The organism is Tatumella sp. JGM91, assembly GCF_018257575.1.
Classification (GTDB): Bacteria; Pseudomonadota; Gammaproteobacteria; order Enterobacterales; family Enterobacteriaceae; genus Tatumella; species Tatumella punctata.
The window spans coordinates 3,492-15,270 of record NZ_JAERJP010000012.1 but is presented as its reverse complement, the minus strand read 5'-3'; the positions used below and the strand labels follow the sequence as shown (position 1 = coordinate 15,270).

Here is an 11,779-nt window from a genome sequence, read left to right as displayed (position 1 = left end):
GCCAGAAGTCTGGCTTGAATGACGAAAGCTTTCCCGGTAACGTGCCCTGTAGTCTTATCCATCACTGGCAGAACAATGAATCAGAGCACTGTGTTTTCCGGAGATATTCCGCTTTTCGGCTTTAAAGATTTACTGGTCGCATTTAGCGGCGGGCTGGATTCTGCGGTACTGCTCCATGCGGTCGCCGGGCTGCGGCATCAGCAGAATATCAGGGTACGGGCTGTCCATATTCATCATGGGTTAAGCCATTACGCCGATGACTGGGTGACCCATTGCCGGCAGTTTTGCCGGTCACTGGATATTCCCCTGAGAGTGGAATATGTGCAGCTGGATACCAGAGCGCTGGGGACGGAAGCCAGTGCCAGACAGGCACGCTATGGTGTTTTCTCTCGTTTGCTGAATCCGGGAGAAGCCCTGCTGACGGCGCATCACCAGGATGACCAGTGTGAAACGTTGCTGCTGGCCTTGAAAAGGGGCAGCGGTCCGGCAGGACTGGCCGCTATGCCGGCAGTAATGCCATTTTCCTGCGGGTCGATACTGCGGCCGTTACTCTCCTGCAGCCGCCGACAACTTGCCGGTTATGCAGAGCAGCACGATCTGCGGTGGATTGAGGATGACAGTAATGACGACCCGGCTTATGACCGTAACTTCCTGCGGCTGGAAATTTTACCGTTACTGACCCGGCGCTGGCCGCACTTCCCGTCAGCAGTATCCCGCAGTGCCGGGTTATGTGGTGAGCAGGAAGCCTTACTGGATGAACTGTTACAGGATGAACTGGCCGGGCTGATTACCCCGCAACAGGCGATACCGGTAGCTCCGCTGACGGATATCAGCCCATTGAAACGGGCAGCCATACTGCGGCGCTGGCTTGCCTGTTGCGGAGCATTAATGCCATCACGCAGCCAGTTAGCCCGTATATGGCAGGAAGTTGCCTGCAGTCGTGAGGATGCCAATCCCAGACTGGTTATTTCCGGCGGTGAAATCCGGCGTTATGCCGGTCATCTCTGGTGGGTCAGGTGTTTTCAGGGACAGCGCGATACCCGGCTGGACTGGCCTGATCTGCAGGTTCCCCTGATATTACCGGATAATCTGGGGCAACTGATCTCTGCCCCGCAGGGCATTCGTTTAAGGTTACCGGACAGAGCAACACAGGTATCCGTAAGGTTCAGTGCCGCCGGCCGTTTATATATTGTCGGACGAGACCGCGGACGATCACTGAAGAAAATATGGCAGGAGTGCGGGGTACCTCCCTGGCTCAGGGAAAATACCCCTGTTTTGTTTTATGACGATGAGCCGGTATGTGCACCGGGGGTCTTCGTCTGTCAGCATGCTCAGCCTGCTGAGTCAGCTGACAGCCAGTGCTGGTTCCTGCAATGGCAGCAGGAAGAACAAAGTAAAGATTAAGTCGTGTGTTCAGGGCCGTGTCTGCAGCCCTGAACACAGGGTCAGCTTTCGCTGATCACCACAGTCCCGATTTCCGGATGACTGAAGCTGTTTATGCTGTCCAGCCGCAATTCACGTTGCGATCCCGCCTGATCAACTATCAGATACTCAACTTTCTTTCGTAGCAGTAAATCGCGGGCTGTTGCCTCAAACGTTTCACCATTTTTCAGTGCAATCATCAGCATCAGTTGATGCTGGCAGGCGAGTTCAAGATAGTCATAATCATCACAATTAATGGGTTGATAAGTATCATTCATTGACATAGTCGCTCACCGTGAGTTCTTAGCGGTCATTGCCGCATAATCCCTGAAAAATCCGCTATATCCTCGCTCGTACCGTTTCTGAGCCAGGCGCCTGACGCTTCCGGACCGGCCGAAGGTCCCTGATAATGTCAGCATAGCGCGCTTGTACTGATTCACAATATTTATCGACAAAATCTGACATCAGTCAGTTATCATCGATCCGGCCTTGTCTTTAACAGCCTATGCCGTTGGTCCGGCGATAGCAAGATGCTGGCAGTCGGACTGTTCCGTAACGGAAAAGATAATCGTTTTTTCTGTCTTTAGCCGCTTTCCGTTACAATAACCGGATTCAGTTATCGGAGGGGCCATGGCCTTAAAAGCAACTATTTACAAAGCGGCAGTTAATATTGCCGATCTCGACCGGCAATATTTTTCGGATACACAGCTGACACTGGCCAGGCATCCTTCAGAAACTCAGGAAAGAATGATGCTGCGTTTACTGGCATGGATCCTGAATGCAGATGATAAATTACAGTTTACTAAAGGGCTGTCCGCAGATGACCAGCCGGAACTCTGGTTACATCATGATTATGGTACGGTAAAACTATGGATCGAACTGGGTCTGCCGGAAGAGCGCAGGCTGAAGAAAGCGTCCGGACTGGCAGAGCAGGTCGTGCTGTTTGCTTATAGTGAGCGGGCCGCGCAGGTATGGTGGCAGCAAAACCGCGAGAAACTGAGCACCCTAAAAAATCTCAGCATCTGGTACATGGATGATCAACAGCTCGGGCTGCTGAGCGACCTTGCCAGTCGCAATATGAATCTCCAGGTGACCCTGCAGGAAGGGATGATTTGGCTGTCTGACGGTGAACGGCATGTTGAATTGCAATTAACACCCTGGCAGGCGAGCACATGATTGACGTCACCCGTCAGATAACTCTCGACCCGGAGGATATCCAGTTCACGGCGATCCGTGCTCAGGGGGCGGGCGGGCAACATGTGAATAAAGCGTCAACGGCGGTGCATCTGCGTTTCGATATCCGTGCTTCCCGGCTGCCTGCTGAAATTCAGCAAAAACTCCTGAATGTGAACCATCACCTGATAACCGCAGACGGGGTTGTAGTGATAAAATCGCAGTCTTTCCGTAGTCAGGATAAAAACAGGGCTGCTGCGGTTCAGCGGCTGGTGGATGTGATCCGTGAACTGACTTATGAAGATGCCCCCCGCAAAGCAACCCGCCCGACGCGTGCTTCAAAAGTCAGACGGTTACAGTCAAAGGCTCGTCAATCGGCAACCAAAAGTCTGCGTGGTAAAGTCCGCGATCAGGGGTAACTGCCGTACTGCCTCCGCGGCTACAGCATGACTGAAGAGTAAAAAAAAACACATAACCCGCGTTATGTGTTTTTTGTTTCTGCCGGGCCAAAAGCCCCGCAGGCCGGTTACCCGCGAATACGCGATGTCAGATAATTAACAATATCGCTGGTCTTAATCATCTGCTTCTCAGCCTGACGACGGTTTTTGTACTCAATTTCTTCGTTATCCAGATTACGATCACCGATAACAACAGTATGAGGAACACCGATCAGTTCCATATCCGCAAACATCACACCCGGACGTTCTTTACGATCATCGAGAATGACATCAATGCCAAGGGCCTGGAACTGCTGATACAGCTCTTCGGCCAGCTGCCGGACGCGGAAAGATTTATGCATATTCATCGGCAGGATGGCAACCTGGAAAGGGGCCAGCGCATCAGGCCAGAGAATACCGCGCTCGTCATGGTTTTGCTCAATGGCGGCGGCAACAATTCGGGTGATCCCGATACCGTAGCAACCCATGGCCAGTGTCTGGTTACGGCCATCTTCACCCTGAACTGTGGCTTTCATCGCTTCAGAGTATTTGGTACCCAGCTGGAATATATGGCCCACTTCGATACCACGTTTAATCTGCAGTACGCCTTTTCCATCCGGGCTGATATCACCTTCGATAACATTACGGATATCAGCAACCTGTGCTTCCGGTAAGTCACGCACCCAGTTAATACCAAACCAGTGTTTACCGTCGATATTGGCACCGGCACTGAAATCACTCATTTTAGCGACAGTACGATCAGCAATGACCGGAATTGTCAGACCGACAGGCCCCAGAGAACCAGCTCCGGCGCCCAGTTCACTGCGGAGTTCTTCTTCGGTAGCGAAGCTCAGAGGGACGGCAACCTGCGACAGTTTCTCCGCTTTGACTTCGTTCAGCTGATGATCACCACGAACCAGCAATGCCACCAGACGGTGACCGCTCTCTTCGGCGGCCTTGACCACTAGCGTCTTCACCGTTTTCTCTACCGGAACCTTAAACTGTTCAACCAGCTCAGCGATAGTTTTTGCATCGGGAGTATCAACCTGAACCATGGCCTCCGCCGGTGCCGGACGTTCACCGGCCGGAGCAACAGCTTCGGCCAGTTCGATATTCGCTGCGTAATCAGAGTCGCTGGAGAAGATCACATCGTCTTCACCATTTTTCGCCAGTACCTGGAATTCATGCGAAGCACTGCCACCGATTGAGCCGGTATCAGCCTGTACGGCACGGAAATCCAGCCCCATCCGGCTGAATGACTGACTGTACGCACGATACATAGTGTCGTACGTTTCCTGCAGCGATTCCTGTGATGTATGGAAAGAATAAGCATCTTTCATAATAAATTCACGGGAACGCATTACTCCGAAACGCGGGCGTACTTCATCGCGGAATTTGGTCTGGATTTGATACAGGTTGAGAGGCAGCTGTTTGTAAGAACTGAGTTCATTACGGATTAGATCGGTCACCACTTCTTCATGGGTCGGTCCCAGAACAAAAGGACGCTCATTACGATCATTAATACGTAACAGCTCCGGGCCATATTGTTCCCAGCGGCCACTTTCCTCCCACAGGTCAGCGGGCTGAACCACCGGCATACTGATTTCGATGGCCCCGGCACTGTTCATTTCCTCACGTACGATATTCTCGACTTTTCTGAGGACACGGATACCGGTCGGTAACCAGGTATATAAACCCGAGGCCAGTTTACGGATCATGCCGGCACGCAGCATTAACTGATGGCTGATAACCTCAGCATCAGACGGAGTCTCCTTAAGGGTGGAGAGTAAGTATTGAGAAGTACGCATTAATTAATATTCCAGTTAAACGGAAAATCGGAAAAAAACTGTTTTTAGTTACCTGATAGTGTATCAGTCAGTCGCGCTGCCAAAAAGTGCGATTTAGCCGGGCTCAATGGCAAAAACCTCGTTACGTCCGGCGATTATTCGCCAGCGCACATTAAAATTGAGTACCCGTACAGCATACTCCCGGTTGTCTTCGTTGTTTTTACGATATGCCGGGCGGGGATCCTGGGCCAGAACCTCTGACAGAAACTGTTGCAGGTGCGGATAATCACCGCCCAGCTGCTGTAATTGGTGGCAGACATCCGGTGTGAAAATCACCGGCATATTCCCTTCCGGTGCCTGTCCGGCATAGCCTGCACTAGCCTCAGGAACCGATTCAACAAACGGAAGATACGGTTTAATATCAATGACGGGTGTACCGTCGACTAAATCCAGACTGCCCAGTTCCAGAACCACCTGCTGCCGGCCGGTGCGGATCCCTTTAAGCTGAACCAGAGACATTCCCAGCGGGTTAGGACGAAAGGTCGATCGGGTCGCGAATACGCCTATCCTCTGATTCCCGCCCAGCCGGGGAGGACGGACGGTCGGATGCCACCCTTGTTCCATTGTCTGATGAAAAACGAAAGTTACCCACAGATGACTGAACGCTTCCAGTCCGCGCACGGTATCGCTCTGATTATAAGGAGGCAGCAGGTGTAACTCACCGCCGCCATGGGTGACCAGCCCCGGCTGACGGGGCACCGCAAACTTCTCTTTCCACGGGGAATGTATTACCCCGATTTGCTGAAAGGTAAAGCTGGTCATTGACGGGTGACTTTCAGGGCAGAACCCTGACAGACGGCCTGACGGTAGCATCCTGCCGCGGTAGTGACTACCGTACACTGGTGCAGTAGCACTGCATTTGCTTTGATCTCTGAAGCCTTGATCTGCATACGTTTCCGGGCGGTGTTGATATTCGCCGGAGAGCTTTGCGGGCCTGACTGGCAGTCTTCGCCTGAAACTTCGCCTAAGTCACGGAAAGGTTTACTCAGCAAATCTGTCGGAGAGGTATAAACGTCTACCGGAGCGGCCCGGCGAACCGGTTTGCTACGTTCAGGTTCAGCATGCCGGCCGGAATTTAGCGGCTGATGTTGCGCAGGTGCTTCATGATGAACAGAACAGCCTGTCAGCATTAACGCAAACACGCAAAGCGGGAACAGACGCATGGAATTACCCTCATAGAATAGAATTGCGGCTATTGAATCAAGAGCGGGAAAAAATAACAAGCCACTGGCGCGGATAAATAAAAAGGGCGACATCACTGTCGCCCCTGTTTTAGGTTACGGATTGGTTTACCAGCCTTTCACCGCACCGCCGTTGAAAATTTTCTGAGCCGCTGCAGCCACTTCATCAGACTGATAAGCCTTAACGAAATTTTTCACGTTTTCTGCGTCTTTATTATCTTCACGGGCAACGATCAGGTTAACGTAAGGTGAGTCTTTATCTTCGACAAAAATACCGTCTTTTTGCGGAGTAAAGCCAATCTGGCTGGCATAGGTCGTGTTAATAATTGCCAGAGTAATTTTATCGTCATCCAGGGAACGCGGTAATTGCGGCGCTTCCAGTTCAATAATTTTCAGGTGTTTTGGATTTTCGGTGATATCCAGTGTTGTAGGCAGCAGACCACTGTTGTCTTTCAGTTTAATCAGCCCCACTTTTTGCAGCAGCAGCAGTGAACGTCCGAGGTTCGTCGGATCATTGGGTATAGCAATCTGTGCGCCGTCCTGCAATTCGCTCAGGGATTTGATTTTTTTCGAGTAACCGGCAATCGGATACACAAAAGTATTACCAACCGGTACCAGCTTATAGCCACGATCTTTGATCTGCTGGTCAAGGTAAGGCTTATGCTGGAAGGCATTAACATCAATATCGCCTTTGCTCAGGGCTTCATTTGGCAGTACATAGTCATTAAACGTCACCAGCTCTACGTCCAGGCCATATTTTTCTTTAGCCACTTTTTGTGCGACCTCAGCAACCTGCTGTTCGGCACCGGCAATCACGCCGACTTTAATATGGTTGGGATCTTCTTTGCTTTTCTGGTCGCAGCCTGTCAGTGCCATCACACCGATCAGCGCACCCAGTGCGGCCATTTTCTTAAAGGTAAAAGTCATAGGTTGTCCTTAATTAACATTTTTCTGACTGACTTATTTATGAGTGACAGCACGAACGATGCGGTCACCACCAAACTGAATTAAATACACCAGAATAACTAATAATACTAATACCGTATTCATTACCAGAGCGTTGTAACCGATATAACCATATTGAATACCGATTTGTCCCAGCCCGCCAGCACCGACAGCTCCCCCCATGGCGGAGTAGCCGACCAGAGTGATCAGGGTAATGGTAGCCGCATTGATCAGGCCGGGTAAGGCTTCCGGCAGCAGCACTTTACGGATAATTTGCAGCGGAGTGGCTCCCATCGCCCGTGAGGCTTCGATCAGCCCGGCAGGCAATTCCAGTAATGTATTTTCGACCATACGCGCAATAAAAGGCGCTGCGCCTATTGTCAGAGGCACAATAGCAGCCTGCAATCCGATAGAAGTACCGACCAGTATCCGGGTGAACGGGATCATCCAGACCAGCAAAATAATAAACGGGATTGACCGGAAAATATTAACGATAGCTGAAATGGTCCGGTACAGGGTTTTATTCTCGATAATCTGACCGGGACGGGTAATGTACAGTAATACACCGACCGGCAGTCCAATCACGAAACCGAAGAATCCCGACACAAAGGTCATTATCAGCGTTTCCCAGACCCCGCCGGCCAGTAACCAAATCATGGCCTCAGACATAGCCTAATACCTCTGCTTTTACATGTTGCTCGCGCAGCCAGTCAATGGCTGCCTGACTGTTTTGCTGATCACCACTGACTTCTGTCAGCATGATGCCAAATTTAACCCCTCCGGCATAATCCATCTGGGCACTGATAATGTTGCAGTCAACCGCAAACCGTCTGGCAACCTCGGAAAGCAGCGGGGCATCGACTGACTCACCGGTAAATTCAAGACGCAGCAGCGGAATTTTACCTTCGGATGCGCGGTCACTCAGGCGTTGCTGATAATCATCCGGAATATCAAGATGCAGGGTGGACTGAATAAACTGCTGGGCAAGAGGCGTTTTAGGATGTGAAAACACTTCACTGACCTGATCTTTCTCTATCAGTTTTCCCTGACTGATAATCGCAACCTGATCACAGATACGTTTCACCACATCCATCTCATGAGTGATCAGCATAATGGTCAGCCCCAGACGGCGGTTAATATCTTTCAGGAGTTCAAGGATAGAGCGGGTGGTTGCAGGGTCCAGGGCACTGGTTGCTTCGTCACAGAGTAACACTTTCGGGTCACTGGCCAGTGCGCGGGCAATAGCGACGCGCTGTTTCTGGCCGCCAGACAGGTTACCCGGACGCGAATTATGTTTATCTCCCAGTCCGACCAGCTCCAGTAAATCTGTCACTTTCTGGTGAATTTCGGCGCGTGGGCGATTTTCAAGTTCCAGTGGCAGAGCAACATTGCCAAATACTGTACGGGAATTCAGCAAATTAAAATGCTGAAAAATCATGCCTATCTGGCGGCGGGCAAGGGTCAGTTGTTTCTCAGAAAAGGCGGTCAGCTCCTGGCCATCGACCACAACCCGGCCAGAGGTCGGGCGTTCCAGTAAGTTTACGCAGCGAATAAGGGTACTTTTTCCGGCACCTGAAGCACCGATCACGCCATAAATCTGGCCGGCAGGCACATGCAGACTGACATCGGACAATGCCGTGATGGTCTGTGTCCCCTGGCTGAAGACTTTGCTGATGTTTTCTAATTTAATCATCTAAGTAATCGTTATTTTGTAAGATTTTACCGTCGTTATCAGACATGAATACAGAGACAATGTCTGTGATTGAAAAGGATGTTAAGGCATCCAGACGTCTAAATCAATGAAAGTCTTAGTGCCATTTTGCATAACTGATAGCTATCCGGAAACAGCAGTAAGCTGACTGCTACCGTAATCACACTCTGTCAGGCTGTTCCATCCCATCCCATAGACCCGGCCGTATAAGCAAACCTGCTCCTGTTCTGTGTAGCAGTTTACTCCGTGCCGCTATTCACAGGGCTGGCGGATGGTGCGAAGTGACGGTGCCGGTGATGTACTGATGAAAAGAAATCATCAGGCGCAGAGAGGGGAGCAGTAAACCAGTACCGGCTTCCCCATATAGATGAAGAAAAACAGCATCAGGGATGGCCCGGTATTTATACAGAGGCAAAGGCCCCTGTTGTCGTCAGGGCATCTTTCCGGCTTTTAATACACTCCGGCAGATGAACATGCGATACTGAGTACAGTTAAACAGAGGAGTAAATGAGTGGCGAACAAAATACCGGCAATTTTTCTGGATCGTGATGGCACAATTAATATTGATCATGGATTTGTACATCAGGTCGATGATTTTCAGTTTATCGATGGTGTCATTGAAGCGATGCAGGAACTGAAAGCGATGGGTTATGCGCTGGTGGTGGTCACAAACCAGTCAGGTATTGCACGTGGTAAATATACAGAAAATCAGTTTATGCAGCTGACTGAATGGATGGACTGGTCACTGGCTGATCGCGGTGTGGACTTAGATGGTATCTATTATTGTCCTCATCATCCAGAAGGCGCTGTTGCTGAGTATAAGCAAGTGTGTGAGTGTCGTAAGCCCCTGCCAGGGATGTTGTTATCCGGTCAGCAGCAATTGAATATAGATATGGCAGCATCCTATATGGTGGGAGATAAGCGCGAAGATATGCTGGCGGGTCAGGCTGCAGGGGTGGGGCATAACATTCTGGTACGCAGTGGCCAGCCTTTAACCGCTGAGAGCGAATCTGCTGCTGACCGGGTGTTGAATAGCCTTGCAGAACTGCCGGAACTGATTAAAAAGTCTGCGGTGTAGCTGGTTAATAGTTCAATTTGTGTGAAGTTTCAGCGAACAGAAAATAAATGATTATTTGGGGTTGCGCTTCCGGAAACATTCCCTATAATGCGCAACCACTGACACGGCAAAGCGCGATGCGCAGCGGCGTGACAGGGACCGAAGCGATTCGGTCCGGAGAAAAAATCACGAAATAGTGGTTGACTCCTGAGGTGAAAAGCGTAATATACGCCACCTCGCAGTGACAACCTAAACGGTTGAACTGCAACGCTCTTTAACAATTTATCAGACAATCTGTGTGGGCACTCGCAGGATTGATATCAAACGTCTCCGGACGTAAAAAATATCAAGTCTTAAGAGTGAACACATAATGAAATTCATTATGAGTGTTTTACACTTGAGCATCGCTTAAACATGTTTTAAGCAAATCAAACTTTAAATTGAAGAGTTTGATCATGGCTCAGATTGAACGCTGGCGGCAGGCCTAACACATGCAAGTCGAACGGTAGCACAGGGGAGCTTGCTCCCCGGGTGACGAGTGGCGGACGGGTGAGTAATGTCTGGGAAACTGCCTGATGGAGGGGGATAACTACTGGAAACGGTAGCTAATACCGCATAATGTCGCAAGACCAAAGCGGGGGACCTTCGGGCCTCGCACCATCGGATGTGCCCAGATGGGATTAGCTAGTAGGTGGGGTAATGGCTCACCTAGGCGACGATCCCTAGCTGGTCTGAGAGGATGACCAGCCACACTGGAACTGAGACACGGTCCAGACTCCTACGGGAGGCAGCAGTGGGGAATATTGCACAATGGGCGCAAGCCTGATGCAGCCATGCCGCGTGTATGAAGAAGGCCTTCGGGTTGTAAAGTACTTTCAGCGGGGAGGAAGGCATTGCGGTTAATAACCGCAGTGATTGACGTTACCCGCAGAAGAAGCACCGGCTAACTCCGTGCCAGCAGCCGCGGTAATACGGAGGGTGCAAGCGTTAATCGGAATTACTGGGCGTAAAGCGCACGCAGGCGGTCTGTCAAGTCGGATGTGAAATCCCCGGGCTCAACCCGGGAACTGCATTCGAAACTGGCAGACTAGAGTCTTGTAGAGGGGGGTAGAATTCCAGGTGTAGCGGTGAAATGCGTAGAGATCTGGAGGAATACCGGTGGCGAAGGCGGCCCCCTGGACAAAGACTGACGCTCAGGTGCGAAAGCGTGGGGAGCAAACAGGATTAGATACCCTGGTAGTCCACGCCGTAAACGATGTCGACTTGGAGGCTGTGCCCTTGAGGCGTGGCTTCCGGAGCTAACGCGTTAAGTCGACCGCCTGGGGAGTACGGCCGCAAGGTTAAAACTCAAATGAATTGACGGGGGCCCGCACAAGCGGTGGAGCATGTGGTTTAATTCGATGCAACGCGAAGAACCTTACCTACTCTTGACATCCAGAGAACTTAGCAGAGATGCTTTGGTGCCTTCGGGAACTCTGAGACAGGTGCTGCATGGCTGTCGTCAGCTCGTGTTGTGAAATGTTGGGTTAAGTCCCGCAACGAGCGCAACCCCTATCCTTTGTTGCCAGCGATTCGGTCGGGAACTCAAAGGAGACTGCCGGTGATAAACCGGAGGAAGGTGGGGATGACGTCAAGTCATCATGGCCCTTACGAGTAGGGCTACACACGTGCTACAATGGCGCATACAAAGAGAAGCGACCTCGCGAGAGCAAGCGGACCTCATAAAGTGCGTCGTAGTCCGGATTGGAGTCTGCAACTCGACTCCATGAAGTCGGAATCGCTAGTAATCGTAGATCAGAATGCTACGGTGAATACGTTCCCGGGCCTTGTACACACCGCCCGTCACACCATGGGAGTGGGTTGCAAAAGAAGTAGATAGCTTAACCTTCGGGAGGGCGTTTACCACTTTGTGATTCATGACTGGGGTGAAGTCGTAACAAGGTAACCGTAGGGGAACCTGCGGTTGGATCACCTCCTTACCTGAAGATACACTTCTGCGCAGTGTT

At 51.0% G+C, this 11,779-nt stretch carries 11 protein-coding genes and 1 rRNA gene; 5 read left to right on the top strand and 7 right to left on the bottom strand.

Going from position 1 to position 11,779, the window contains the following annotated elements; genetic code table 11:
* Window positions 1-75: 75 nt before the first annotated feature.
* Window positions 76-1,404 carry a tRNA lysidine(34) synthetase TilS gene (gene tilS / locus JK198_RS09810; protein WP_212708315.1) on the top strand — a complete coding sequence of 443 codons (1,329 nt, stop codon included), beginning with the start codon at window positions 76-78 and terminating at the stop codon, window positions 1,402-1,404.
* A gap of 41 nt (window positions 1,405-1,445) precedes the next feature.
* Here tilS and rof read toward each other — a convergent pair whose 3' ends face one another.
* The gene (rof, locus tag JK198_RS09805) at window positions 1,446-1,706 is read right to left on the bottom strand and encodes a Rho-binding antiterminator (RefSeq protein WP_212708314.1); all 261 of its coding nucleotides are present in this window, start codon (window positions 1,704-1,706) and stop codon (window positions 1,446-1,448) included.
* Window positions 1,707-2,052: 346 nt separating this feature from the next.
* On the opposite strand from rof, the gene JK198_RS09800 reads away from it, so the two are divergent.
* Together JK198_RS09800 and arfB are read left to right on the top strand one after the other, a co-directional pair.
* Window positions 2,053-2,598, top strand: a complete 546-nt coding sequence (locus JK198_RS09800; protein WP_212708313.1) for a YaeQ family protein — start codon at window positions 2,053-2,055, stop codon at window positions 2,596-2,598.
* Complete coding sequence (gene arfB / locus JK198_RS09795; RefSeq protein ID WP_212708312.1) at window positions 2,595-3,014, top strand: alternative ribosome rescue aminoacyl-tRNA hydrolase ArfB; 420 nt, start codon at window positions 2,595-2,597, stop codon at window positions 3,012-3,014. Before JK198_RS09800 ends, arfB begins: the two co-directional genes overlap by 4 nt.
* A 107-nt stretch (window positions 3,015-3,121) precedes the next feature.
* Here arfB and proS read toward each other — a convergent pair whose 3' ends face one another.
* The 6 genes from proS to metN form a co-directional block, all read right to left on the bottom strand.
* Window positions 3,122-4,840, bottom strand: a complete 1,719-nt coding sequence (proS, locus tag JK198_RS09790) for a proline--tRNA ligase (protein WP_212708311.1) — start codon at window positions 4,838-4,840, stop codon at window positions 3,122-3,124.
* Between the two features lie 93 nt (window positions 4,841-4,933).
* A complete protein-coding gene (gene tsaA, locus JK198_RS09785) occupies window positions 4,934-5,641 on the bottom strand; it encodes a tRNA (N6-threonylcarbamoyladenosine(37)-N6)-methyltransferase TrmO (RefSeq protein WP_212708310.1) in 708 nt (235 codons plus the stop codon).
* Entirely contained in the window at window positions 5,638-6,042 is a 405-nt protein-coding gene (rcsF, locus tag JK198_RS09780) for an Rcs stress response system protein RcsF (protein WP_212708372.1), read from the bottom strand. The genes tsaA and rcsF overlap by 4 nt, the downstream gene beginning before the upstream one ends.
* Window positions 6,043-6,168: 126 nt before the next feature.
* Complete coding sequence (locus JK198_RS09775) at window positions 6,169-6,987, bottom strand: MetQ/NlpA family lipoprotein (protein WP_212708309.1); 819 nt, start codon at window positions 6,985-6,987, stop codon at window positions 6,169-6,171.
* A gap of 33 nt (window positions 6,988-7,020) precedes the next feature.
* Window positions 7,021-7,674 carry a methionine ABC transporter permease MetI gene (locus tag JK198_RS09770; RefSeq protein WP_212708308.1) on the bottom strand — a complete coding sequence of 218 codons (654 nt, stop codon included), beginning with the start codon at window positions 7,672-7,674 and terminating at the stop codon, window positions 7,021-7,023.
* The gene (gene metN / locus JK198_RS09765) at window positions 7,667-8,698 is read right to left on the bottom strand and encodes a methionine ABC transporter ATP-binding protein MetN (protein ID WP_212710472.1); all 1,032 of its coding nucleotides are present in this window, start codon (window positions 8,696-8,698) and stop codon (window positions 7,667-7,669) included. Before metN ends, JK198_RS09770 begins: the two co-directional genes overlap by 8 nt.
* A 529-nt stretch (window positions 8,699-9,227) precedes the next feature.
* Between metN and gmhB the strand changes: the two genes are divergently transcribed.
* Both gmhB and JK198_RS09755 read left to right on the top strand, forming a co-directional pair.
* Complete coding sequence (gmhB, locus tag JK198_RS09760) at window positions 9,228-9,794, top strand: D-glycero-beta-D-manno-heptose 1,7-bisphosphate 7-phosphatase (protein ID WP_212708306.1); 567 nt, start codon at window positions 9,228-9,230, stop codon at window positions 9,792-9,794.
* Between the two features lie 416 nt (window positions 9,795-10,210).
* Window positions 10,211-11,752 (top strand): 16S ribosomal RNA (locus JK198_RS09755).
* Window positions 11,753-11,779: the final 27 nt, after the last annotated feature.

Excerpts from the sequence above, each read along its gene's own strand:
- rcsF (WP_212708372.1), bottom strand. The coding sequence starts at position 6,042 with ATGCGTCTGTTCCCGCTTTGCGTGTTTGCGTTAATGCTGACAGGCTGT.
- JK198_RS09770 (WP_212708308.1), bottom strand. The coding sequence starts at position 7,674 with ATGTCTGAGGCCATGATTTGGTTACTGGCCGGCGGGGTCTGGGAAACG.
- tsaA (WP_212708310.1), bottom strand. The coding sequence starts at position 5,641 with ATGACCAGCTTTACCTTTCAGCAAATCGGGGTAATACATTCCCCGTGG.
- JK198_RS09800 (WP_212708313.1), top strand. The coding sequence starts at position 2,053 with ATGGCCTTAAAAGCAACTATTTACAAAGCGGCAGTTAATATTGCCGAT.
- JK198_RS09775 (WP_212708309.1), bottom strand. The coding sequence starts at position 6,987 with ATGACTTTTACCTTTAAGAAAATGGCCGCACTGGGTGCGCTGATCGGT.
- proS (WP_212708311.1), bottom strand. The coding sequence starts at position 4,840 with ATGCGTACTTCTCAATACTTACTCTCCACCCTTAAGGAGACTCCGTCT.
- arfB (WP_212708312.1), top strand. The coding sequence starts at position 2,595 with ATGATTGACGTCACCCGTCAGATAACTCTCGACCCGGAGGATATCCAG.
- metN (WP_212710472.1), bottom strand. The coding sequence starts at position 8,698 with ATGATTAAATTAGAAAACATCAGCAAAGTCTTCAGCCAGGGGACACAG.
- rof (WP_212708314.1), bottom strand. The coding sequence starts at position 1,706 with ATGTCAATGAATGATACTTATCAACCCATTAATTGTGATGATTATGAC.
- tilS (WP_212708315.1), top strand. The coding sequence starts at position 76 with ATGAATCAGAGCACTGTGTTTTCCGGAGATATTCCGCTTTTCGGCTTT.